We start from the raw sequence: 23,655 nt of genomic DNA on the forward strand, positions 1-23,655 counted from the left end.
GGCAAGGGGGCGGAGGCGTGGATGGGCCTGGCCCCCCGGAGCGACGAAGGAGCGAAGGGGTGGTTGCCTCCGCCCCCTTGACCGGAGGTCGGCCGCCGAAGGCCGCCCGCGCAGCGGGCCACCGCAAAGCGGAGGCCGACCGAGCCTCAGGCGTCCTTGTCGCCCTCGACATCGGCGGCCAGGGTGCCGAGGTAGAGCTCGATGACCTTGGGGTCGTTGGCCAGCTCGCGGCCGGTGCCGGTGTAGGCGTCGCGGCCCTGGTCGAGGACGTAGCCGCGGTGGCAGATCTGCAGGCAGCGGCGGGCGTTCTGCTCGACCATGACGATGCAGACGCCGGTCTGGTTGATCATCCGGGTGCGCAGGAAGGTCTCGTCCTGGCGGACGGGCGAGAGGCCGGCGGAGGGCTCGTCGAGGAGCAGCACCGACGGCTCCATCATCAGTGCGCGGGCCATCGCCAGCGACTGGCGCTCACCACCGGAGAGACCACCGGCGCGCTGGTTGCGGCGCTGGTGCAGGACCGGGAAGAGGTCCCACATGGCGGTGAGCCGCTTGGAGAGCTTCTTGGGGCGCAGGAAGAGCCCCATCCGGAGGTTCTCCTCGATGGTGAGGCTGGGGAAGACGTTGTTGGTCTGCGGGACGAACCCGACACCCATCTCCACCAGCCGGTTGGTGCGCGCGTTGGTGATGTCCTCACCGTGGAGCAGCACCTCGCCCTCGTGGACCTTCACGAGGCCGAACATCGCCTTGAGCAGCGTCGACTTGCCGGCACCGTTGGGGCCGATGATGCCGATCATCTCGCCCGGGTAGGCGGTCAGGCTGCAGCCGTTGAGGATGTTGACGCCGGGCAGGTAGCCGGCGACCAGCGACTGGGCCTCGATGACGGGCTGCCCCGTGGGCGTCGGCGTGGTGGCTCCGGCGGACTGCGTGGTGCTCATCGCTTCTCCTCCCCGGACTCCCGGGCTGCTTCCGCTTCCGCTTCGCGCGCGAGGCCGGCCATCGTCTCGTCGGACAGCAGGGCGTCGTCCCCGAGGTCGGTGTCGTGGTGGGCACCGAGGTAGGCGTCGATGACGGCCGGGTCGGCCATCACGGTGTTTGCGTCGCCCTCGGCGACCACCTTGCCCTCGGCCATCACGACGACCCAGTCGGAGATGTGGCGGACCATGTGCATGTCGTGCTCGACGAAGAGCACGGTCATGCCCTCGTCGCGCAGCGCCTGGATGTGCCCGAGCAGCGACTGCGTCAGCGCGGGGTTCACCCCGGCCATGGGCTCGTCGAGCATGATCATCGTCGGGTCGGTCATCAGCGCGCGTGCCATCTCGAGCAGCTTGCGCTGCCCACCGGACAGGCTGCCGGCGTAGTCGTCCTTCTTCTCCAGGAGCCGGAACCGGTCGAGGAGGGCCTTCGCCTTCTCCTCGATCTCCCTCTCCTGCGCCGCCCACGAGGGCTTCAGCCACGACAGGAAGAGGTTCTCCCCCGTCTGGTCGCGGGCGCCGAGCATCATGTTGTCCATCACCGTCATGCGGCTCAGGGCCTTGGTGAGCTGGAAGGTGCGCACCATGCCTGCGCGCGACACCTTCGAGGCGGAGGTGTTGGCCAGCGACTTGCCCTCGAAGCTCCACCGTGCCGACTTCTCGTTGCGTCCGAAGCGCGATGCTGCCGACGTCGGCCGGTCGAAGCCGGTGATGAGGTTGAAGAAGGTGGTCTTGCCGGCACCGTTGGGGCCGATGAGCGCAGTGATGATCCCGCGCTGCACCTCGAGGTGGTCGACGTCGACCGCCGTGATGCCGCCGAAGTTCCGCACGATGTTGTCGACCGACATGATCGGGTCGGGCTTCTTGCTGCCGGGCACCGCCTCGATGCCGGCGACGAGCTGCTTGCGCGCGGCCGGGTCCGCGAGCGGGTTGCTGCCACCGGTCCGTGCCGGCGCCTGTGCCGCTTGCTCAGCCATTAAACTGCAGCTCCCTCTTGTCGCCGAGGATTCCTTGTGGTCTGAAGATCACCAACAACATCAGGATCACACCGACGACGACCCAGGAGAACTGGTTGGCCTGCTGGGTGTTGAGGATGCTGTCGGGGACGAAGGCGTTGGTGAGGCCGCGGATCAGGATGCGGATCGAGAAGAACAGGATCGCGCCCAGCACTGGACCGAAGATGGTGGCAGCCCCGCCCAGGAGCAGCGCCGTCCAGATGAAGAAGGTGAGGTTTCGGCCCATGGCATCGGCCTGCACCGAGGTGGGGAGCACGTAGATCATGCCGCCCAGTGCGCCGAGCGTGCCGCCGATGATCAGGGCCTGCATCTTGATGGCATACACGTTCTTGCCGAGGCTGCGGATGGCGTCCTCGTCCTCGCGTACGCCGCGCAGCAACCGGCCCCAGGGGCTGCGGACGAGCAGCCAGACGACGATGGCGACCAGCAGCACGATCAGCCAGGCGACGGCGCGCACCCACCATCCGTCGACGCCGGTGTTCTGGTAGGTGAACGGCCCGATCGTCGTACGCCCCTCACCGAAGACCGAGAGGCTGGTGAAGTCGTCGCGGTAGCGGCTGCCGGGCAGCCCCTGCGAACCACCGGTGTATTCGGTGAGCGAGGACAGACGTCCGACGTAGCGGATGATCTCCGCGGCCGAGATGGTGACGATTGCGAGGTAGTCGCCGCGCAGCTTCAGCGTCGGGATGCCCAACAGCAGCGCGAAGACCGTCGCCGATGCCAGGCCCACGAAAATCGCCAGGATCAGGTTCAGGCCCTGGTCGAGCGCGATCGCGAAGCCGTAGGCGCCCAGCAGCATGAACCCGGCCTGGCCGATGTTGAGCAGACCCGTGAAGCCGAAGTGGATGTTGAGCCCGATCACCGCGATGGCCACGGCGGCGGTCTGCGGCGAGATCGCTTCGCGCAGGACGTTGGAGGAGATCGTCGACAGCGGACCGCCGGTGAAGTCGGCGAGGATCCACAGCAGCGCCACGATCGCGACGCCGCTGCCGGTCAGCAGCGCCGTCTTGCGGCGGTCCATGCCGCGCTGGGGCTTGTCGTCGGGCGTGACGGCGGTCGGCGCCGCGTCGGTCTGCACGACCTGGTCGTGGGGTGTGTTGGTCATCTGAGCTCCTACCCGACCCGCTCGGCCTTGCCGAGGATTCCCTGCGGCCGGACCATCAGCAGCAGGATCAGAATGAGAAGTGCGGTGGCGTACTTGAGGTCACCGGGGAGCCCGAAGACCGGGGTGAGCTCCACGACGAAGCCGATCACGATCGCGCCGATGAGTGCGCCGAATGCGGTGCCGAGCCCGCCCAGGGTGACGGCGGCGAAGAGCAGCAGCAGGATCTGCATGCCGGAGTCCCACTTCACGCCGTTGAGGATGAGGGCGAGCATGATGCCGGCGAGGCCGGCCAGGGCCGTCGCAACGACCCACACGATGCGGACGACGCGGTCGACGTCGATGCCGCTCGCCGCAGCCAGCGCGGGGTTGTCGGAGACCGCGCGGGTCGCCCGGCCGAGCCGGGTGCGCTGGAGGGCGAACCCGACCGCCACCAACACCACGATCGAGATGCCCATGGCCCAGAACGACTGCTGGGTCAGCGTGATCGGGCCGAACGTCGTGACCTGCGGCGCCTGGGTGAGGATCCGGACGCTGCCGGCGCCGACGAAGACCTGGAAGGCGTACTGCATCGCCAGCGAGAGACCGATGGTCACGATCATCATCTGGATCAGGCCAAGGCCGCGGCGCCGCAGTGGTCGCCAGATCGCCATGTCCTGTGCCAGGCCCGTCGCCCCGCACAGCACCACCGTCAGCACCGCGGCGAGCAGGAACGGCATGCCGGCCCAGCTGACGAGCATGTAGCAGACCATGCCGCCGAGCGTGACCTGCTCGGCGTGGGAGAAGCTCGACAGCCCGGTCGTGCCGTAGATCAGCGAGAGGCCGACCGCGGCGAGCGCCAGCAGCAGTCCCAGCCGCAGCCCGCTCGCGGAGGCCTGTGCGAACTGGTCGACCCAGCTCTCCGCGCCGGTGTAGTCGTCGGCGCGCACGTTGAACGTGATGTTGGCCTGTCCGCCGAGGCTGATGGTGGGAGTGATGGTCTCGGTGGCGTTGGGCTGGAGCTCGACCCCGTCGGGGAAGGAGTCCGTGTCGATGGTGAGGGAGTACTGACCCTCCTCGGTGACCTCGAGGACCGCCACACCGGACTCATCGGTCTCGATGACCGTCTCGCCACCCGACGGCAGCGTCACGGTGATCGCGATCCCCGGCACCTCGACGCCGGTGGGGAGCCGGGCCTGGAGGCAGGCCGTGGTCTCGGTGCGTTCGCAGGTGGCTCCCGGTTGAGCGGGATCCTCCGTCGCCGAAGCGGTCACGGACATCGCCGAGGCGATCACCGTGAGCAGTGGAGCGAGCAGCGCCACCACAAGGATCCGAGCTATCCATGCGGTTGCCGCACGAGGTGCGCAACGGTCGTTCAAGACAGGTCCTCCTCCATCGCCCGGCTGGACGCCCGAGGCAGTCTAGGCGCGTCGTGGCCCAGGTCACGCACAATCACCAAGGTCGGCATTGATCGATGCGGAACGGTGACCTAGGGCCCTCAGGCCCCGTCGGCGACCGCCGGTCCGTGCTCCACGACGCCGTCCGCGACCTGGCGCATCGAGAGCCGCAGGTCCATCGCTGTCTTCTGGATCCAGCGGAACGCCTCCGGCTCGCTGAGTCCGAGCTGGGCCTGCAGCACGCCCTTGGCCCGGTCGAGCGCCTTGCGGGTCTCGAGCCGGTCGGTGAGCTCGGCGACCTCGGCCTCGAGCAGCTGGAGCTCGGCGAAGCGGCTGACCGCCATCTCGATGGCCGGCTGCAGGTCGGACTCCGAGAACGGCTTGACCAGGTAGGCCATCGCACCCGCGTCGCGAGCGCGCTCCACGAGCTCGCGCTGGGAGAACGCAGTGAGCATGACGACCGGTGCGATCCGGGCCCGGGCGATCCGCTCCGCCGCCGCGATCCCGTCGAGCTTGGGCATCTTCACGTCCATCAGGACCAGGTCGGGGCGCAGCTCCTCGGCCAGCTCGACCGCCCGCTCGCCGTCGGCCGCCTTCCCCACGACCTCGTAGCCCTGCTCGGCCAGCATCTCCACGAGGTCGAGCCGGATCAGCGCCTCGTCCTCGGCGACGACCACGCGGCGGACAGGACCCTGCTCGGGGTACACGCTCTGCTCGGTCACGGCAGAAGCGTAAACGGTGCCGCCCATGCGGACGCTCCACCGGGCGTCGGTAAGGTGTCCTCCGCATCGGGCCCCGGTAGCCCAATCGGCAGAGGCCGCGGTCTCAAACACCGTCCAGTGTGGGTTCGAGTCCCACCCGGGGCACCCGGTGCGAGCAGTCTCAACCGCTACGGCGTGCGCGGCTCGGTGGGCCGGCGATAGGCCGGCGCGACCTGGTTGATGGCGTCGCCCATCCGGTGGATGCGCAAGGCGTTGGTCGAGCCGGGGATGCCGGGCGGGCTGCCGGCGATGATCACCACGAGCTCACCCAGCTTGACGCGGCCGATGCGCAGCAGCGACTCGTCGACCTGGCGCACCATCTCGTCGGTGTGCTCCACCGCGTCGGTGCGGAAGGTCTCCACGCCCCACGACAGCGCCAGCTGCGAGCGCACGACGTCCTCGGGAGTGAACGCCAGCACCGGGATCGCCGTCCGCAGACGGGCGAGTCGGCGGGCGGAGTCGCCGCTCTGGGTGAACGCGACCAGGTAGCGCGCCCCGACGCGGTCGGCCACCTCGGCCGCCGCCTTGGCGATCACGCCACCGCGGGTGCGGGGGTCCCACTCGATCTCGGCCATGCGCGCCAACGCGTGGTCCTCGGTCGACTCGATGATGCGCGCCATCGTCTCGACGGTGGCGATCGGGTAGGCGCCGACGCTGGTCTCCCCCGACAGCATCACCGCGTCGGCACCGTCGAGGACGGCGTTGGCCACATCTGCGGCCTCGGCGCGTGTGGGTGCCGGGTTGGTGATCATCGACTCCAGCATCTGGGTCGCGACGATCACCGGCTTCGCGTTGCGGCGGGCGTGCTCGATGACCCGCTTCTGCAGGAACGGCACGTCCTCGAGCGGGCACTCCACGCCGAGGTCGCCACGGGCGACCATGAACCCGTCGAAGGCGTCGATGATCTCGTCGAGGTTGTCGATGGCCTGCGGCTTCTCGATCTTGGCGATGACCGGGATCCGCACGCCCTCCTCCTCCATGACGCGGCGCACGTCGTCGGCGTCAGCGGCACTGCGGACGAAGGACAGCGCGATGAAGTCGACGGTGAGGTGCAGCGCCCAGCGCAGGTCCTCGATGTCCTTCTCCGACAGCGCCGGGACGGACACGGCGACGCCGGGCAGGTTGATGCCCTTGTTGTTGCTCAGCCGGCCGGGCACGACGACCTCGGTGAGGACGTCGGTGTCGTTGACCTCGACCACCCGCAACCGCACGCGGCCGTCGTCGATGAGGACCGGGTCGCCGGGAGCGACGTCGCCGGGGAGACCGGCGTACGTCGTGGAGCAGATGGTCTGGTCCCCCGGCACGTCCCGCGTGGTGATCGTGAACCGGTCACCGCGCTCGACCTGCACCGGCCCGTCGGCGAAGAGCCCGAGCCGGATCTTCGGTCCCTGCAGGTCGGCGAAGATGCCGACCCCGCGCCCGCTGGCGTCCGACGCCTCCCGCACCAGGCGGTAGACCCGCTCGTGCTCCTCGTGGGTGCCGTGGCTGAGGTTCAGCCGCGCCACGTCCATCCCGGCGTTGACGAGTGCCCGTACCCCCGTCGCCGTCGACGTTGCCGGACCCAGCGTGCACACGATCTTGGCTCTCCGCACGCCCCCACCCTAGCCCAGGTTGGATCGCTCCAACCTGCTGCGCCCGCTCGTCACTCCTGTCACAGGAATCGCTACACGTGTAGCGAAGTCACCGCTGTGTACACGTTCCAGTCGGCGTGTCGCGCAACTTCGCTACACGTGTAGTGAATTGGTCGCGGCCCTCACACGACGAGGGGGCGCTCGGTGGGCGGGATGGGGGCGGGCAGGGCGGTGGAGCCGGTGAGGAAGGTGTCGACGGCGGCGGCGCAGGCGCGGCCCTCGGCGATCGCCCACACGATCAGCGACTGACCGCGCCCGGCGTCACCGGCGACGAACACGCCCGGGACGGTGGAGGCGTAGGTGTCGTCGCGGACGATGTTGCCGCGCTCGTCGAGGTCGACGCCGAGCTGCTCGACCAGGCCCTCGCGCTGCGGGCCGGTGAAGCCCATCGCGAGCAGCACGAGGTCGGCCGGGATGACCCGCTCGGTGCCCTCGATCTCGGCGAACCCGCCCGCGCCCATCTCCACCTCGACCAGCCGCAGGCCGCTGACGCGGCCGTCGGCGCCGACGAACTCCTTGGTCGACACGGCGTAGACCCGCTCGCCGCCCTCCTCATGGGCGGAGGAGACGCGGTAGACCATGGGGTACGTCGGCCAGGGCTGGCCCTCCGGCCGCTCCTCGGTCGCGCGCGGCATGATCTCGAGCTGGGTCACCGACGCCGCACCCTGGCGCAGCGAGGTGCCCAGACAGTCGGCGCCGGTGTCACCGCCGCCGATGATCACGACGTGCTTGCCGTCGGCCCGGATCTGGTCCTCGACCGCTTCGCCGACGGCGACGCGGTTGGCCTGTGGCAGGAACTCCATCGCCTGGTGGATGCCGGCGAGCTCACGTCCTGGGACCGGGAGGTCGCGGGCGACCGTGGCACCGATGGCGAGGACGACCGCGTCGTACCGCTTGCGCAGCTCCTCACCGGTCAGCGTGCCGCCGACGTCGACGCCGGCACGGAAGACCGTGCCCTCGCGGCGCATCTGGTTGAGCCGCCGGTCGACGTGCTGCTTCTCCATCTTGAACTCGGGGATGCCGTAGCGCAGCAGGCCGCCGATCTTGTCGGCACGCTCGTAGACCGCGACCGTGTGACCCGCGCGGGTCAGCTGCTGGGCAGCGGCCAGGCCCGCCGGGCCGGACCCCACGACCGCGACCGTCTTGCCGCTGAGCCACTCCGGCGGTTGGGGCCGCACGTTGTTGGACTCCCACGCGCGGTCGATGATCGAGACCTCGACGTTCTTGATCGTCACCGGGTCCTGGTTGATCCCCAGGACACAGGCCGGCTCGCACGGCGCCGGGCACAGCCGCCCGGTGAACTCCGGGAAGTTGTTGGTGGCGTGCAGCCGCTCGATCGCGCCGTCCCAGTCGTCGCGGTAGACGAGGTCGTTCCACTCGGGGATGAGGTTCCCGAGCGGGCAGCCCTTGTGGCAGAAGGGGATGCCGCAGTCCATGCACCGGCTGGCCTGCTCGGTGATGATCGGCAGCAGCGCGCGGCCGGCGCTGCCGGGGTAGACCTCGTTCCAGTCCCCCAACCGCTCCTCGACGGGACGGCGTTCGGCGACCTGGCGGCCGGCCTTCAGGAATCCTCGCGGATCAGCCATGGAGAGCCTCCATCATCTTGGTGGCGGTCGCTGCCTCGTCGAGGCCGGCGGCCTCGGCCGCGGCCTTGGCCTCGAGCACCTTGCGGTAGTCGGTCGGGATGACCTCGGTGAAGCGGGCGCGGGCGGCGTCCCAGTCGGCCAGCAGGGCCGCTGCCACCTCCGACCCGGTCTCCTCGGCGTGGCGGCGGACGAGCTCGTGCACCTCGGCGGCGGTCTCGTCGCCGAGCGGGCCGGTCTCGACCAGCTCGGCGTTGAGCCGGCGCGCGTCGAAGTCGAGCAGGAACGCCCGACCGCCCGACATGCCGGCGGCGAAGTTGCGCCCCGTCGGGCCGAGAACGACGACGGTGCCGCCGGTCATGTACTCACAGCCGTGGTCGCCCACACCCTCGACGACGGCGGTCACGCCGGAGTTGCGGACGCAGAACCGCTCCCCCACCTGGCCGCGCAGGAAGATCTCGCCGGAGGTGGCGCCGTAGCCGATGGTGTTGCCGGCGATGATCTGCTTGCCGGCCTCGAACGTCGCCGACCGGTCGGGGCGTACGACGATCCGTCCCCCCGACAGCCCCTTGCCGACGTAGTCGTTGGCGTCACCCTCGAGCCGCAGCGTGATCCCGCGGGGCACGAACGCGCCGAACGACTGGCCGGCCGAGCCCGTGAAGGTGATGTCGATCGTGCCGTCGGGCAGACCCTCGCCGCGGTAGCGCTTGGTCACCTCGTGGCCGAGCATCGTGCCGACCGTGCGGTTGACATTGCGCACCTCGACCTGCGCCCGGACCGGCTCCCCCTTGTCCAGCGCGTCGGCGCAGAGCCGGATGAGCTCGTTGTCGAGCGCCTTGTCGAGGCCGTGGTCCTGGCTGGTGGTGTTGCGCAGCGCGGCGCCCTCGGGCAGCTCGGGCTGGTGCAGGATCGGCGTCAGGTCGAGCCCCGCCGCCTTCCAGTGGTCCACGGCGTCCTGGGTGTCGATGGCGTCGACATGGCCGATCGCCTCGTCGATCGAGCGGAAGCCGAGCTCGGCGAGATACTCGCGCACCTCCTCGGCGATGTACTCGAAGAAGTTCACGACGTACTCGGCCTTGCCGGAGTAGCGCTCCCGCAGGACCGGGTTCTGCGTCGCGACGCCCACCGGGCAGGTGTCGAGGTGGCAGACGCGCATCATGATGCAGCCCGAGACCACCAGCGGGGCGGTCGCGAAGCCGAACTCCTCGGCGCCGAGCAGCGCGGCGATCACCACGTCGCGGCCGGTCTTGAGCTGGCCGTCCGCCTGCACCACGATCCGGTCACGCAGGCCGTTGAGCAGCAGCGTCTGCTGGGTCTCGGCCAGGCCGAGCTCCCAGGGGCCACCCGCGTGCTTCAGCGAGGTCAGCGGGGAGGCACCCGTGCCGCCGTCGTGGCCGGAGATCAGCACCACGTCGGCGTGGGCCTTCGAGACCCCGGCGGCCACGGTCCCGACGCCCACCTCGGCGACGAGCTTGACGTGCACACGCGCGGCCGGGTTGGCGTTCTTGAGGTCGTGGATCAGCTGCGCCAGGTCCTCGATCGAGTAGATGTCGTGGTGCGGCGGCGGGCTGATCAGGCCTACGCCCGGCGTGGAGTGCCGGGTCTTGGCCACCCACGGGTAGACCTTGTGGCCGGGCAGCTGCCCGCCCTCACCGGGCTTGGCGCCCTGCGCCATCTTGATCTGGATGTCGTCGGAGTTCGTGAGGTACTCCGCGGTGACGCCGAAGCGACCCGACGCGACCTGCTTGATCGACGAGCGCCGGGTGGCGTCGTACAACCGCTCGGGGTCCTCGCCGCCCTCCCCGGTGTTGGACTTGCCGCCCAGCCGGTTCATCGCGATCGCCAGGGTCTCGTGGGCCTCCTGGCTGATGGAGCCGTAGGACATCGCGCCGGTGGAGAAGCGCTTGACGATCTCCGAGACCGGCTCGACCTCCTCGATCGGCACCGGCTGGCGGCCGCTCTCGGCGGCACCCTTGAGCCGGAACAGACCGCGCAGCGTCATCAGCCGCTGCGACTGGTCGTCGACGCGCTGGGTGTACTGCTTGAAGATGTCGTAGCGCCCCGACCGCGTCGAGTGCTGCAGCCGGAAGACCGACTCGGGGTCGAACAGGTGCGGCTCGCCCTCGCGACGCCACTGGTACTCGCCACCGACCGGCAGGCGCCGGTGCGCGGGCGCGATCCCGCCACGGGGGTACGCCGTGCGGTGCCGCCGAGCGACCTCCTCGGCGATCACGTCCAGCTCGACGCCGCCGAGCTTGGAGGTGGTGCCGGTGAAGTACTGGTCGACCACGGTCTGCGCCAAGCCGACGACCTCGAAGATCTGCGCGCCGGTGTAGGACGCGACCGTCGAGACGCCCATCTTGCTCATCACCTTGAGCACGCCCTTGCCCAGCGCGCGCGCCAGGTTGCGTACGGCGACCTCGGGCTCGGCCTTCACGTAGAAGCCGTCACGGGCCAGGTCCTCGACGGACTCCAGCGCGAGGTAGGGGTTGACGGCCGCGGCGCCGTACCCGATCAGCAAGGCGACGTGGTGCACCTCGCGGACGTCGCCGGCCTCGATGACCAGGCCGACCTGGGTGCGGGTCTTCTCCCGCACCAGGTGGTGGTGGACCGCGCTGGTGAGCAGCAGCGACGGGATCGGCGCGAGCTCGGCGGTGGAGTGCCGGTCGGAGAGCACGATGACGCGGGCACCCTCGGCGATCGCGGCCGAGACCTCGGCGCAGATCTCGTCGATGCGCTTGCGCAGCGCGTCTCCCCCGCCCTCGACGTCGTACAGACCGCGCGAGACGTGGGCCGCGAAGCCCGGCATGTCGCCGTCGCGGTTCATCAGCCGCAGCTTGGTGAGCTCGTCGTTGGTGATCACCGGGAACGGCAGCACCAGCTGACGGCACGATGCCGGGGTCGGCTCGAGCAGGTTGGCCTCGGGGCCGATGGTGCCGTAGAGCGAGGTGACGAGCTCCTCGCGGATGGCGTCCAGCGGGGGGTTGGTGACCTGGGCGAACAGCTGCGCGAAGTAGTCGAACAGCAGCCGCGGCCGGTCCGACAGCACCGCGATCGGGGTGTCGGTGCCCATCGACCCGATCGGCTCGGCCCCGGTGTTGGCCATCGGCGTGAGCAGGATCCGCAGCTCCTCCTCGGTGTAGCCGAAGATCTGCTGGCGTCGCGTGACCGAGGCGTGGGTGTGGACGACGTGCTCGCGCTCGGGGAGGTCCTCGAAGCGCACCAGTCCGGCGTGCAGCCACTCCTCATAGGGGTGCTCGGCAGCCAGCTCGCTCTTGATCTCGTCGTCCTCGACGATGCGGTGCTCCTCGGTGTCGACGAGGAACATCCGGCCCGGCTTGAGCCGGCCCTTGCGCACGACGGTCGCCGGGTCGAGGTCGAGCACGCCGACCTCGGAGGCCAGGACGACGAGCCCGTCGTCGGTGACCCAGTAGCGGGAGGGGCGCAGGCCGTTGCGGTCGAGGACGGCGCCGACCTGGGTGCCGTCGGTGAAGACCACGCACGCCGGCCCGTCCCAGGGCTCCATCAACGAGCTGTGGAACTCATAGAACGCGCGCCGCTCGGCGTCCATCTCCTCGTGGTTCTCCCACGCCTCGGGGATCATCATCAGCACCGCGTGCGGCAGGGAGCGACCACCCATGTGCAGCAGCTCGAGGACCTCGTCGAAGGACGCGGAGTCGGAGGCGCCCGGGGTGCAGATCGGGTAGAGCCGCTGCAGGTCGCCGGGGATCAGGTCGCTCTCGAGCAGCGCCTCGCGGGCCCGCATCCAGTTGCGGTTGCCCATGACCGTGTTGATCTCGCCGTTGTGGGCGATGAAGCGGAACGGGTGCGACAGCGGCCAGCTCGGGAAGGTGTTGGTCGAGAACCGCGAGTGGACCACCGCGACGGCGGAGGTGACGCGCTCGTCGACGAGGTCGGGGAAGAACCGGTCCAGCTGGTCGGTGGTCAGCATGCCCTTGTAGGCGATGGTCCGCGACGACAGAGACGGGAAGTAGGCGCCGGTCTCGTGCTCGGCGCGCTTGCGCAGGCAGAACGCCTGACGCTCCAGCGCCATGCCGACCACGCGAGCGCCGTCGGCGGCGACGAAGAGCTGCTCGAAGGCCGGCATGACCGACACCGCGGTCGCGCCGAGCATCGACGGGTCGACCGGCACCGAGCGCCAGCCGAGCACCCGCAGACCCTCCTCGGCGGCAAGCTCCTCGATGCGGGTCCGGATCTTGGCCACCTCCTCGGCGTCACCGGGGATGAAGGCGGTGCCCACGGCGTACCCGCGGGGAGCCGGGAGCTCGAAGTCGACCACGGCGCGGAAGAACGCGTCGGGGACCTGCAGGAGGATGCCGGCGCCGTCGCCGGAGTCGGGCTCGGCGCCCGAGGCGCCGCGGTGCTCGAGGTTGCGCAGGGCGGTGAGCGCCTTGGCCACGATGTCGTGGCTGGCCTCACCGGTCAGGGTCGCGACGAAGGCGACGCCGCAGGCGTCGTGCTCGTGCTGACCGTCGTACAGGCCCTGAGGTGGCGGGAACGCTTGCATGGCCACTGACTCCCGTCGTCGTGCGGTGCTGCCGCGGCTGCGGCAGTTTCAGTGCGGGCGGGAGCACCGTGGTGGCTGCTCTCGCCTGCGAGCGCGGGACGACGTTGGCCCAGGCGGAGGTGGAAGACTACAGGACGTCGGGACCCTCGCGCCCCACTCGATGGTCCCCTGGTTCGGTGGTCTGCGCCACGTCCGAGTCGGCGTTGGCGTCGGGGCGGGGCTCGCGCCCGGGCAGCCAGACGCTCTCCTCCCGGCCGGGTCGGCGGATGCCCATGACGACGACGTACGCCGCCGCGGCGAGGAACAGCACGAGCGAGACCCAGAAGTTCACGCGGAAGCCGCCGACGTCGTCGAGCTGCACCGCGTCGATGCGCAGCGTCTCTGTCCAGCCGCGGCCCACGGTGTAGGCGGCGACGTAGAGCGCAAACGCGCGACCGTGGCCGAGCCGGAAGCGCCGGTCTGCCCAGACCACCAGGACGGCGACGGCCACGCACCACAGCGACTCGTAGAGGAAGGTCGGGTGGAAGGTGGAGTATTCGGCGAAGCCGAGCGGTCGGTGGTCGGGGTCGATCTCGAGGCCCCACGGCAGGTCGGTCGGCTTGCCGAAGAGCTCCTGGTTGAACCAGTTGCCCCAGCGTCCGAGCGCCTGAGCGAGCACGATGCCCGGCGCGAGCGCATCGGCGACGGGCAGGAAGCGCACGCCGTGGCGGCGCGCGGCGATCCAGGCGCCGACCGCGCCCAGTGCGATGGCACCCCAGATGCCGAGCCCGCCGTTCCACAGGTAGAGCGCGGTGATGGGGTTCTTGCCCTCACCGAAGTAGCGCTCGTAGTCGGTGATGACGTGGTAGAGCCGGCCGCCGACCAGGCCGAACGGGACCGCCCAGATCGCGAGGTCGCCGACGAAACCCTTCTGCCCGCCGCGGGCGACCCAGCGCCGGTCGCCGACCCAGATGGCGACGAAGACACCGAGGATGATGCACACGGCATAGCCGCGCAGGGGGAACGGGCCGATCTCCCAGACCCCGGTGGAGGGGCTGGGGATCGAGGTCGCGACCGCCCCCGTCAGCAGCTCAGCGACGCGCACGACGTACTCCGTCGGCGAGGTCGGCGGTGAGCGTCCCCAACGCGCGGAGCCCGGCGGTCGTGTCGGCACCCTCGAGCATGGTGCGCACGAAGGCCGACCCGACGATCACCCCGTCGGCGAAGCGCCCGATCTCCGCGGCCTGGTCGCCGTTGGAGACGCCGAGGCCGACGCCGACGGGCAGGTCGGTGACCGCCTTGGTGCGGCGTACGAGTGGCTCGGCCAGGTCGCTGGTCTGGTCGCGGGCCCCGGTCACGCCCATCACGGCGGTGGCGTAGACGAAGCCGCGGCTCGCTGCGGTGGTCATCGCGATGCGCTCGTCGGTCGAGGACGGCGAGACCAGGAAGATCCGGTCGAGGTCGTGCTCCTCGGCGGCCGCGATCCACGCCTGCCCGCCGCCCGGGGCGCTGTCGGGGGTGAGGTCGGGCGTGATCAGGCCCGATCCGCCGGCCGAGGCCAGGTCGGCGGCGAAGCGCGCGACGCCGTAGCGGTCGATCGGGTTCCAGTAGGTCATCACGACGGTGGGTACGCCGGTCGCGGCGACCGCCTCGACGGTGCGCAGGACGTCGGCGATCCGGACACCACCCTCGAGTGCCTGCTGCGCGGCGGCCTGGATGGTGGGCCCGTCCATGACAGGGTCGCTGTAGGGCAGCCCGATCTCGACGACGTCGACCCCGGACTCGACCATCACCTTGATCGCGGCGATGCCGGTCTCGACGTCCGGGAACCCCGCCGGGTAGTAGCCCATCAGCGCGGCGCGACCCTCGCTGGCGGCGCGGTCGAACGCCGTCCGGGTGCTGGGGCCGCTCACGGGGCGCTCTCCTCGGGCGGCTCCCCCACGGGCTCGGCGGTCACCCGGTCGGGATCGCCGAGGCCGAACCACTCGATGGCGGTGCCCATGTCCTTGTCGCCGCGGCCGCTGAGGTTGATCAGCACCGTGGCCTCCGGACCCTTCTCCGCCGCGAGCTCCCGCGCCTTGCGCAGCGCGCCGGCGATCGCGTGGGCGGACTCGATGGCCGGGATGATGCCCTCGCTGCGCGCCAGCAGGGCGAGGGCGTCCATCGCCTCGGTGTCGGTCACCGACTCGTAGATCGCCCGTCCGCTGGCCGCGAGGTGGGCGTGCTCCGGACCGACGCCTGGGTAGTCCAGGCCCGCGGAGATGGAGTGCGACTCGATGGTCTGCCCGTCGTCGTCCTGCAGGACGTAGGTGCGCGCGCCGTGCAGCACACCGGGGCGCCCGGCGCCGATGGTGGCGGCGTGGCGACCCGTCTCGACCCCGTCTCCCCCGGCCTCGAAGCCCCAGACGGCGACGTCGGGGTCCTCGAGGAAGGCGGTGAACAGGCCGATGGCGTTGGACCCGCCGCCGACGCACGCCGCGATCGCGTCGGGCAGGACGCCGTAGCGCTCGAGGCACTGAGCTCGGGCCTCGTCACCGATGCCGCGGCAGAAGTCGCGAACCATGCTCGGGAACGGGTGCGGGCCCGCGGCGGTGCCGAAGAGGTAGGCGGTGTGGTCGACCGTGGCGACCCAGTCGCGCAGCGCCTCGTTGATGGCGTCCTTCAGCGTGGCGCTGCCGGACTCGACCGGGACGACGGTCGCGCCGAGCAGGTGCATGCGCGCCACGTTGAGCGCCTGGCGCCGGGTGTCGACCGCGCCCATGTAGACGGTGCAGTCGAGCCCGAAGTACGCCGCCGCGGTGGCCGAGGCCACGCCGTGCTGGCCGGCACCGGTCTCGGCGATGACGCGCTTCTTGCCCATCCGCTTGGTGAGCAGCGCCTGGCCCATCACGTTGCGGATCTTGTGCGCGCCGGTGTGGTTGAGGTCCTCGCGCTTGAGCAGGATGCGCGCACCGACCTGCTCGGAGAGGCGCGTGGCCTCGTAGAGCGGGCTCGGCATCCCGGCGTAGTCGCGCAGGATGGTCTCGAACTCGTCGACGAACGCCGCGTCGCCCATCGCCTCCTGCCACGCGACGTCGAGCCCGTCGAGGGCGGCGATCAACGCCTCGGGCATGAACCGCCCGCCGAAGTCGCCGAAGACTCCGGCCTGGGTCTGCTCGCTCATCGCGTCGTGCCTGCCGCGCGCATCGCCGCGACGCCGGCTGCCGGGTCGCCGCCGATGACCAGTGCCTCGCCGACGAGCACGACGTCGGCGCCCTCGGCGGCATGCCGTGCCGCGTCGTCGGGTCCGCGCAGGCCGGACTCGGCGACCTTGACGACGTCGTCGGGGATGTCGGCGGCGAGCGCGGCGAAGGTGTCGGGGTCGACCTCGAGGGTCTTGAGGTTGCGGTTGTTGACACCGATCAGGGTGGCGCCGACGTCGAGGGCGCGGCGTACCTCCTCGGCCTCGTGGACCTCCACGAGCGCAGTGAGTCCGAGCTCGAGGGCGAGTGCGTGCAGCGACGCCAGCGTCGCCTGGTCGAGTCCGGCGACGATCAGCAGCGCGAGGTCGGCGCCGTGCGCGCGGGCCTCCCACAGCTGGTAGGGCGTGACGATGAAGTCCTTGCGCAGCAGCGGGGTCTCGACCGCGGCGCGCACGGCGTCGAGGTCGTCGAGGCTGCCGTTGAAGCGGCGCTGCTCGGTGAGGACGCTGATGGCGTCGGCCCCGCCTGCGGTGTAGGCGGTCGCCAGCGCCGCGGGGTCGGGGATGTCGCCCAGGTGGCCCTTGCTGGGGCTGGCGCGCTTGACCTCGGCGATCACGCTGAGCCCGGGGGCGCGGAACGCGGGCATGGGGTCCCGCGCGGGCGGGACCTCGGCCACGCGCGCCTCGAGCGCGGACAGCGGGGTGATGGCCTCGCGCGCGGCGAGGTCCTCACGGACCCCGGCGATGATCCCGTCGAGTACGGTCACTTCGATCAGTGGGACGCGGGGTCGCCCAGGCCCATCGCGTCCATCACCTTCATGACGATGATCGCGACGGGGAGCAGCGCGACGCCGATCCAGAAGGTGAGCATGCTGCCGGCCATGAGGCCGACGCCGCCGACGACGAACGCGGCAAGACCGATCACCACCGCGGTCCACGCGGCCGGGGTGTTGCCGTGGTTGTCAGCCATCGCTTGGTCACTCCTCATCGATCCAGCACGTCACGTCGGTCCGGCAGTTGCAGCCGGTCTTCGGCGCTCAGTCTAGGGGGCTGCGGGGGTGTCCCTCGGTCGGGGTGTCACGGGTCGGGTCGGGCGGGTCGGTCGGGTCGAGGCCGCGGTCGAGGGCGTCCCAGAGCTCGCGCGCGCCGGCGTCGTCGGCGAGCTCGGCGGTGGTCGCCGCGCCTGCGGCGTCCGCCGGGGCGTCGTACCGCGCGCCCATCGCCGGCCACTGCGGAGACCGCCGCACCGCGACCACACCCGCCGCGGCGGTGACGACGAGCGCGACGATCGTGACCCAGGGCCAGGCTGTCAGGGAGGTCTCAGCGGTCTCGGCGAGAGCTCCGCGGTCGATGACGGCGTCGACCGCCCGCTCGTCGGTCTCCCCGAGCGCCAGGCCGGCGGCCACCAGTCCGCCGACCGCGGCGAGCGCACCCAGGGCGGCGACCACCACGCGCGCCCGTCCGCGCAGCGCGAGGATGGCGCCCCACGAGGCGAGGGCGACGAGGGCGAGCGCCCACGGCAGCGGGGCCGCGGACGTGCCGCTCACCTCCGCGGCGACATCGACGCCGCCGGCCTCACCGGTGGCCGTCACCCAGGTGCGGGTGGCCGCCAGGGTCGCGAGCGTTCCGCCGCCGAGACCTGCGAGGAGCGCAGGGCCGAAGCTGCGCCGGTCGGGTACGGCGGGGGTGGCCGGGGCGCTCACGCGGAGGTCCCGCCGGCCAGGGGCAGGACCGCCGCGTCGAAGCAGGTGCGGTCGCCGGTGTGGCAGGCGGCACCGACCTGGTCGACCTGGAGCAGGATCGTGTCGCCGTCGCAGTCGAGGCGGGCGTCCTTCACCCACTGGACGTGTCCGGAGGTGTCGCCCTTGGCCCACATCTCCTGGCGCGAGCGCGACCAGTAGGTGGCGCGCCCCGTGCTGAGCGTGCGCGCCAGCGCCTCGTCGTTCATCCACGCCAGCATCAGCACCTCGCCGGTGTCGTACTGCTGGGCGATGACCGGGACGAGCCCGTCGGCGGTGCGCTTGAGGCGGTCGGCGATCGCGGGGTCCAAGGACATGGCCCCATCCTCCCAGGCGTCGAGGGGTGCGACGACCCCGAGGCGGCTCGCTCAGCGACCCTGCTGGGCGACCCAGGACGCGTGCAGTCGGCCATAGACGCCGCCCTCGGCGACGAGCGTGGCGTGCGGACCGCGCTGGACGATGCGCCCCTTGTCGAAGACGAGCACCTCGTCGGCGTTCTCCGCCGTGGTGAGGCGGTGGGCGATCGAGACCGACGTGCGTCCCTGCATCAGACGTTCGAGCGCGCGCCCGATGCGCATCTCCAGCTCCGGGTCGACCGCGCTGGTCGCCTCGTCGAGCACGAGCAGGTCGGGGTCGGCGAGCCGGGCCCGGATGAGCGCGACCAGCTGCCGCTCCCCGGCCGAGAGCGACTCACCGCGCTGACCGACCCGAGTGTCGAGCCCGCGGGGCAGACCGGCCAGCCAGTCGCCGAGGTCCAGTGCCTGCGCCGCCTCCAGCAGCTCGGCGTCGGTGGCGTCGAGCTTGCCGTAGCGCAGGTTCTCGCGCAGGTCCGCGTCGAAGAGGAATCCCTCCTGCGGGACCAGGACGACGCGGCGGCGCAGCGAGTCGAACGGGACCCGGCGCAGGTCGATGCCGTCGAGCAGGACCCGACCGGTGGTCGGGTCCATCAGGCGGGTGAGGAGCTTGGCGAGCGTGGACTTGCCCGACCCGGTCTCCCCCACCACGGCGACGCGGGTGCCGGCCGCGACGTGCTGGTCGATGTCGTGCAGCACCGGCTCGCCACCGGGGTAGGCGAAGCCGACGTGGTCGAAGGCGATGTCGACCGGTCGGTGCGGCAGCGGCTCGCCGTCGACACCCGGGTCGGTGACGTCGGCCGGGGTCTGCAGGATGCCGATGACCCGGCGCCAGCCGGCGATGGCGTTCTGGGCGTCGGTGAGCACCTGCGTGCCCATCTGCACCGGACCGACGAAGAGCGTCACCAGGAACGCGAAGGCGAGCACGACGCCGAGGGTGACGTCGCCGGCGACGCCCACCCACACGCCGATGACCAGCACGCCGGCGTTGGCCAGACCACCGGAGACCCCGCCGAGGGAGAACGAGAACGCGGTCAGGCCCTGGGCGCGGGTGGCGGCGGCGCGGTTGGCCTCGATCGCCTCGTCGATGCGCTGCTGGGTGCGCGCCTCGACGGCGTACGCCCGCACGACCGCGGCACCCACCACCGGCTCGGCGACGGCCGAGAGCATCGCACCGACCTGGCGGCGGACCACGCCGTACGCCGCCGAGAGCTTGCGCTGGAAGAACCGCAGCGACAAGAAGAGCGGCGCGAAGCAGATCCAGACCACCAGCGCGAGCTGCCAGGAGTAGACGACCATCACGACGGTCGCGATGGCGATCTGGCCGATGCTGATGATCGCGATGATGCCGCCGAAGATGAGGAACTGCGAGACCTGGTCGACGTCGCTGGTGACGCGGGAGACCAGGGCGCCGCGGCGCTCGGAGTTCTGCGTGAGCAGCGGCAGGTCGTGGACGTGGCGGAACGCCTTCACGCGCAAGGTCGCCAGGCCGCGCTCGGCGGTGCGGTAGAGCCGGGCGGTCATGAAGTACGACGCCACGCCGGTCAGCACCAGCGCGGCGGTGGCGACCACCAGCATGGTGATGGTGAACCCGAGGTCGCCCTCACGGCCGTCGGCGCCGAGACCGCGGTCGAGGGTCTGCTGCACGGCGATCGGGACCACGACGCGGCCCAGGGTCGCGACGACCGCGAACGCGATCGTGACGCCGATGCCCTCCTTGAGCTCCGGGGAGTGCCGGATCCCCGCCCGGATGGTCTCCCAGGCGCCGATCTCCTCACCGCTGTCGACGGCCGCCTCGGGCGCACGGTCGGTGGTCGCTGTCATCGGTCCCCCTCCTCGTCGACGCCGGTCACGGGACGGGGCTCGAGCTCGGCCTCGTAGGCGTTGACCAGCCGGGCGTAGTCGGGGTTGCGGGCGAGCAGCTCCGCGTGGGTCCCGCGGTCGGCGACCCGGCCGTCGGCGAGGTAGATCACCTCGTCGGCCAGGGCGATGGTCGCCTTGCGGTAGGCGACCGTCAGCAGGGTGGGCGGCTCGTGGCCGGCGGCACGCGCCTGGTCGCGCAGCGCGGCGAGGATGCGGCCCTCCACCTCCGGGTCGACCGCGGAGGTGGCGTCGTCGAGGATCAGCAGCCGCGGTCGGCGTACGAGGGCGCGCGCCAGGGCGATCCGTTGACGCTGCCCGCCGGACAGCGACGTGCCGCGCTCCCCCAGCCGGGCGTCGAGACCGTCGGGGAGCGCGCGCACGAACTCCTCGGCCTGGGCGGCGCGCAGTGCCTCCCAGATCGTGGCGTCGTCGAGGTCGCGGTCGAGCGCGATGTTGCCGCGCACGGTGTCGTCGAAGACGAAGGTGCTCTGCGGCACCAGGGCGACGGCGTCGGCCAGCTCGCCGTGGGCCAGCTGGCGCAGGTCGGTGCCGTCGAGCCGGACCGCGCCAGCATCGGGGTCGACGGCGCGCACCAGCAACGAGGTCAACGTGGACTTGCCCGAGGCGGTCGGCCCCACGAGCGCGACCGAGCGGCCCGGCTCGACGGTGAAGTCGATGCCGCGCAGGAGCGGCTCGGCGCCGGCGTCGTCGGCGCCGTACGCGAAGGCGACGTCGGCCACCTCCAGTCGGGCCGGTCCGGCCCCGTGACCGGCTGCGGAGGCGTCGCCGTACGTCATCTGGCCGGTCTCGTCGAGGACCGCGGAGACGCGCCGGAAGCCGACCACCGAGCGCGGCATGTCGGCGACCAGCCAGCCGAGCGAGCGGATCGGGAAGGCGACGATCGTGAGCAGGTAGGCGACCGTGACGACGTCACCGGCGTCGGAGTCACCGGCGAGGAAGCGCTGCACCCCGATCGCGAGGACCACGAGGACCGCGAGGTTGGGCAGCGACTCCATCACCGGGTCGAACATCGCGCGCATGCGGCCGGAGCGGATGTTGATGTCGCGCAGCGCGTCGGCCTTGGCGGCGAACCGCTCGGTCTCCTCGGTCTCGCGGCCGAGGGTCTTGACGACCATCGCGCCGTCGAAGGACTCGTGCGCGATCTCGCTCAGCTCCGCACGCAGTGCCTGCGCGCGGGTCATCAGCGGGGACTGGAAGCGCTGGTAGACGACGTTGGCGACGATCACGATGGGGAACGTGATCAACCCGGCGATCGCGAGCACGAGGTCGGCGAGCAGCATCTGGGCGATCGCGACGACCATCATCGCCACTGTGCCGACCGCCATCGGCAGCGGCGCGATCGGCATCCACGCGGCTTCGACGTCGGAGTTGGCGTTGGAGAGCAGCTGGCCGGTCGGGTGGCGCTGGTGCCAGGAGAGCGGGAGCTCGAGGTACTTGCGGGTGACGGCACGGCGGTAGTGCGCCTGCATGCGGTACTGCATGATGCCGGCGCCGAGACGGCGCGCGACGATGCCGACGGCGCGCAGCAGCGCGACACCGAGGAAGAGCGCGACCACCGCGATCGCCGCGCCGGGCTTGAGCTCACCGTCCTGGAACGACGGGATCACGAACCGCTCGGTCGACCAGCCCAGCACCCACGCGTCGGCGACCGTGAGCGCACCGAACAGCACGCTGCCGAGCGTCGACCAGGTGAACACCCACGGTTCACGCCGGATGGCGACGCCGAGGACGCCGAACCCGTCGCGCAGGGTCGCCGGCCCGACCCGCGGCTGCGCCGGGGCACTCACCGGCGTACCGGATGTCCGGCCGCGGCCAGGGTGTCCTTGACCTCCCCGATGCGCAGCGTGCCGAAGTGGAAGACGCTGGCGGCGAGGACGGCGTCGGCTCCTGCCTCGACCGCGGGCGCGAAGTGGTCCAGGGTGCCCGCTCCCCCGCTGGCGATGACGGGGATGTCGACGGCTGCCCGGACCAGCCGCAGCAGGTCGAGGTCGAAGCCGTCACGCGTGCCGTCGGCGTCCATCGAGTTGAGCAGGATCTCCCCCGCACCCAGCCGGGCGGCCTCGACCGCCCAGGCGACCGCATCCCGACCGGCGCTGGTGCGGCCGCCGTGGGTGGTCACCTCGAAGCCCGAGTCGGGCCGGAAGTCGGAGCCGTCCGGGACCCGGCGGGCGTCGACCGAGAGCACGAGCACCTGGTTGCCGAACCGGTCGGCAACGTCGGCCACGAGCTCGGGACGGCGCAGCGCCGCGGTGTTCATCGCCACCTTGTCCGCACCGGCCCGCAACAGCCGGTCGACGTCGTCGGTGCTGCTCACGCCGCCGCCGACGGTCAGCGGGATGAACACCTGCTCGGCCGTGCGCGAGACGATCTCCATCGTCGTCGCCCGGGCCTCGTGGGAGGCGGAGATGTCGAGGAACGTCAGCTCGTCGGCACCCTCGGCGTCGTAGGTCCGCGCCAGCTCCACCGGATCGCCCGCATCGCGCAGGTCGACGAAGTTGACGCCCTTCACCACCCGCCCGCCATCGACGTCGAGGCACGGGATGACGCGTACGGCGAGCGACACCTGGGTTCTCTCCTGTCACACAATTCGCCACATCTGTGGTGACTTCGGCACTGACGACACGTCTTGACGGGCCAGAACGTCAAACTCCTGTCGGAACATCCCGGCCCGCCCGCGGCTCAGCGCCCGGGCGGAAGCGTGAGGGCGAGCGCCTCCTCGAGGGTGAACCGCCCCTCGTAGAGCGCGCTGCCGATGATCGCACCCTCGACACCGTCGTCGGCCAGTCCGGCGAGCGCCTCGATGTCAGCCAGCTCGGTGACGCCGCCGGAGGCCACGACCGGGGCGTCGGTCGCCGCGCACACGTCGCGCAGCAGGTCGAGGTTCGGGCCCTGCAGCATCCCGTCCTTGTTGACGTCGGTGACGACGTAGCGCTCGCAGCCCTCGGCGTCGAGGCGGGCGAGAGTCTCGTAGAGGTCGCCCCCGTCGCGCGTCCATCCGCGCGCCGCCAGCGTGCGGCCGCGGACGTCGAGCCCGATCGCGATCCGGTCGCCGTGACCGGCGATGACCGACGCGCACCACTCCGGCTGCTCGAGCGCCGCCGTACCGATGTTGACCCGGCGACACCCCGTCGCCAGCGCCGCGGTCAGCGACTCGTCGTCCCGGATGCCGCCGCTCATCTCCACCCTGATGTCGAGAGTCCCGACGATCTCGGCGAGCAGCTCACGGTTGTGACCCCGGCCGAACGCCGCGTCCAGGTCGACCAGGTGCAGCCACTCCGCGCCCGCCTCCTGCCAGCGCAGCGCCGCCTGGATCGGGTCGCCGAAGTGCTTCTCCGAGCCCGCCACGCCCTGCACCAGCTGGACCGCCTGGCCCCCGGCGACGTCCACCGCCGGCAGCAGCTCGAGGTAGCGGGGGGTGTCGGACGCGGTCATGCGGGCTCCTTCGGGGTGACGCCAGTTTTCACTACCCAGGCAGTGAAAACTGGCACTTCGTACACGAACTAACAGGGTCAGACGCAGGTATCGGCTACACAGTGGTGCGCGTGGGCGAC

Annotated in this window: 19 protein-coding genes and 1 tRNA gene; 1 reads left to right on the forward strand and 19 read right to left on the reverse strand. The window is 71.3% G+C overall.

Annotation, left to right across the window (positions count from 1 at the left end; genetic code table 11):
• Positions 1-146 precede the first annotated feature (146 nt).
• The 5 genes from J2S59_RS16375 to J2S59_RS16395 all read right to left on the reverse strand — a co-directional run bounded on the left by J2S59_RS16375 (position 147) and on the right by J2S59_RS16395 (position 5,214).
• Positions 147-935, reverse strand: a complete 789-nt coding sequence (locus J2S59_RS16375) for an ABC transporter ATP-binding protein (RefSeq protein WP_068119331.1) — start codon at positions 933-935, stop codon at positions 147-149.
• Entirely contained in the window at positions 932-1,948 is a 1,017-nt protein-coding gene (locus J2S59_RS16380) for an ABC transporter ATP-binding protein (protein WP_181641726.1), read from the reverse strand. Before J2S59_RS16380 ends, J2S59_RS16375 begins: the two co-directional genes overlap by 4 nt.
• Positions 1,941-3,092, reverse strand: coding sequence for a branched-chain amino acid ABC transporter permease (locus J2S59_RS16385; protein WP_246360200.1), 1,152 nt, complete (start codon positions 3,090-3,092; stop codon positions 1,941-1,943). Before J2S59_RS16385 ends, J2S59_RS16380 begins: the two co-directional genes overlap by 8 nt.
• 8 nt (positions 3,093-3,100) lie before the next feature.
• The gene (locus J2S59_RS16390) at positions 3,101-4,390 is read right to left on the reverse strand and encodes a branched-chain amino acid ABC transporter permease (protein WP_220138368.1); all 1,290 of its coding nucleotides are present in this window, start codon (positions 4,388-4,390) and stop codon (positions 3,101-3,103) included.
• A 176-nt stretch (positions 4,391-4,566) separates the two neighbouring features.
• Positions 4,567-5,214 (reverse strand): ANTAR domain-containing response regulator, encoded by a 648-nt coding sequence (locus J2S59_RS16395; RefSeq protein WP_181641727.1) that lies wholly within the window; start codon positions 5,212-5,214, stop codon positions 4,567-4,569.
• 43 nt (positions 5,215-5,257) lie between these two features.
• Between J2S59_RS16395 and J2S59_RS16400 the strand changes: the two genes are divergently transcribed.
• Positions 5,258-5,331 (forward strand) — tRNA-Leu (locus tag J2S59_RS16400).
• A gap of 23 nt (positions 5,332-5,354) precedes the next feature.
• Here the strand turns inward: J2S59_RS16400 and pyk are convergent.
• The 14 genes from pyk to priA all read right to left on the reverse strand — a co-directional run bounded on the left by pyk (position 5,355) and on the right by priA (position 23,536).
• Entirely contained in the window at positions 5,355-6,818 is a 1,464-nt protein-coding gene (pyk, locus tag J2S59_RS16405) for a pyruvate kinase (protein ID WP_068119339.1), read from the reverse strand.
• A gap of 161 nt (positions 6,819-6,979) precedes the next feature.
• The gene (locus J2S59_RS16410; protein ID WP_068119340.1) at positions 6,980-8,443 is read right to left on the reverse strand and encodes a glutamate synthase subunit beta; all 1,464 of its coding nucleotides are present in this window, start codon (positions 8,441-8,443) and stop codon (positions 6,980-6,982) included.
• A complete protein-coding gene (gltB, locus tag J2S59_RS16415; RefSeq protein WP_068119370.1) occupies positions 8,436-12,968 on the reverse strand; it encodes a glutamate synthase large subunit in 4,533 nt (1,510 codons plus the stop codon). The genes J2S59_RS16410 and gltB overlap by 8 nt, the downstream gene beginning before the upstream one ends.
• A gap of 127 nt (positions 12,969-13,095) precedes the next feature.
• The gene (gene lgt / locus J2S59_RS16420) at positions 13,096-14,052 is read right to left on the reverse strand and encodes a prolipoprotein diacylglyceryl transferase (RefSeq protein ID WP_246360201.1); all 957 of its coding nucleotides are present in this window, start codon (positions 14,050-14,052) and stop codon (positions 13,096-13,098) included.
• Positions 14,039-14,860 (reverse strand): tryptophan synthase subunit alpha, encoded by an 822-nt coding sequence (gene trpA, locus J2S59_RS16425; protein ID WP_181641728.1) that lies wholly within the window; start codon positions 14,858-14,860, stop codon positions 14,039-14,041. The genes lgt and trpA overlap by 14 nt, the downstream gene beginning before the upstream one ends.
• Positions 14,857-16,110 carry a tryptophan synthase subunit beta gene (gene trpB / locus J2S59_RS16430; RefSeq protein WP_068119344.1) on the reverse strand — a complete coding sequence of 418 codons (1,254 nt, stop codon included), beginning with the start codon at positions 16,108-16,110 and terminating at the stop codon, positions 14,857-14,859. Before trpB ends, trpA begins: the two co-directional genes overlap by 4 nt.
• Positions 16,107-16,895, reverse strand: coding sequence for an indole-3-glycerol phosphate synthase TrpC (gene trpC, locus J2S59_RS16435; protein ID WP_068119346.1), 789 nt, complete (start codon positions 16,893-16,895; stop codon positions 16,107-16,109). Before trpC ends, trpB begins: the two co-directional genes overlap by 4 nt.
• A 5-nt stretch (positions 16,896-16,900) precedes the next feature.
• The gene (locus tag J2S59_RS16440; protein WP_068119349.1) at positions 16,901-17,098 is read right to left on the reverse strand and encodes an HGxxPAAW family protein; all 198 of its coding nucleotides are present in this window, start codon (positions 17,096-17,098) and stop codon (positions 16,901-16,903) included.
• A gap of 67 nt (positions 17,099-17,165) precedes the next feature.
• Positions 17,166-17,831 (reverse strand): Trp biosynthesis-associated membrane protein, encoded by a 666-nt coding sequence (locus J2S59_RS16445; protein WP_306825297.1) that lies wholly within the window; start codon positions 17,829-17,831, stop codon positions 17,166-17,168.
• Positions 17,828-18,184, reverse strand: coding sequence for a phosphoribosyl-AMP cyclohydrolase (hisI, locus tag J2S59_RS16450; RefSeq protein WP_068123276.1), 357 nt, complete (start codon positions 18,182-18,184; stop codon positions 17,828-17,830). Before hisI ends, J2S59_RS16445 begins: the two co-directional genes overlap by 4 nt.
• A 51-nt stretch (positions 18,185-18,235) precedes the next feature.
• Entirely contained in the window at positions 18,236-20,044 is a 1,809-nt protein-coding gene (locus J2S59_RS16455; RefSeq protein WP_068123274.1) for an ABC transporter ATP-binding protein, read from the reverse strand.
• Complete coding sequence (locus J2S59_RS16460) at positions 20,041-21,891, reverse strand: ABC transporter ATP-binding protein (RefSeq protein WP_306825298.1); 1,851 nt, start codon at positions 21,889-21,891, stop codon at positions 20,041-20,043. Before J2S59_RS16460 ends, J2S59_RS16455 begins: the two co-directional genes overlap by 4 nt.
• Positions 21,888-22,667, reverse strand: coding sequence for an imidazole glycerol phosphate synthase subunit HisF (gene hisF / locus J2S59_RS16465; protein WP_068117513.1), 780 nt, complete (start codon positions 22,665-22,667; stop codon positions 21,888-21,890). The genes J2S59_RS16460 and hisF overlap by 4 nt, the downstream gene beginning before the upstream one ends.
• Before the next feature lie 116 nt (positions 22,668-22,783).
• Complete coding sequence (gene priA, locus J2S59_RS16470; protein ID WP_068117514.1) at positions 22,784-23,536, reverse strand: bifunctional 1-(5-phosphoribosyl)-5-((5-phosphoribosylamino)methylideneamino)imidazole-4-carboxamide isomerase/phosphoribosylanthranilate isomerase PriA; 753 nt, start codon at positions 23,534-23,536, stop codon at positions 22,784-22,786.
• Positions 23,537-23,655: the final 119 nt, after the last annotated feature.

This window comes from Nocardioides massiliensis, assembly GCF_030811215.1.
In the GTDB taxonomy this organism is placed as follows: Bacteria; Actinomycetota; Actinomycetes; order Propionibacteriales; family Nocardioidaceae; genus Nocardioides_A; species Nocardioides_A massiliensis.

Coding starts and splice junctions, on each gene's coding strand:
- J2S59_RS16375 (WP_068119331.1), bottom strand. CDS start 935: ATGAGCACCACGCAGTCCGCCGGAGCCACCACGCCGACGCCCACGGGG.
- gltB (WP_068119370.1), bottom strand. CDS start 12,968: ATGCAAGCGTTCCCGCCACCTCAGGGCCTGTACGACGGTCAGCACGAG.
- J2S59_RS16440 (WP_068119349.1), bottom strand. CDS start 17,098: ATGGCTGACAACCACGGCAACACCCCGGCCGCGTGGACCGCGGTGGTG.
- J2S59_RS16380 (WP_181641726.1), bottom strand. CDS start 1,948: ATGGCTGAGCAAGCGGCACAGGCGCCGGCACGGACCGGTGGCAGCAAC.
- J2S59_RS16385 (WP_246360200.1), bottom strand. CDS start 3,092: ATGACCAACACACCCCACGACCAGGTCGTGCAGACCGACGCGGCGCCG.
- J2S59_RS16455 (WP_068123274.1), bottom strand. CDS start 20,044: ATGACAGCGACCACCGACCGTGCGCCCGAGGCGGCCGTCGACAGCGGT.
- trpB (WP_068119344.1), bottom strand. CDS start 16,110: ATGAGCGAGCAGACCCAGGCCGGAGTCTTCGGCGACTTCGGCGGGCGG.
- priA (WP_068117514.1), bottom strand. CDS start 23,536: ATGACCGCGTCCGACACCCCCCGCTACCTCGAGCTGCTGCCGGCGGTG.
- J2S59_RS16410 (WP_068119340.1), bottom strand. CDS start 8,443: ATGGCTGATCCGCGAGGATTCCTGAAGGCCGGCCGCCAGGTCGCCGAA.
- J2S59_RS16395 (WP_181641727.1), bottom strand. CDS start 5,214: ATGGGCGGCACCGTTTACGCTTCTGCCGTGACCGAGCAGAGCGTGTAC.
- hisI (WP_068123276.1), bottom strand. CDS start 18,184: ATGTCCTTGGACCCCGCGATCGCCGACCGCCTCAAGCGCACCGCCGAC.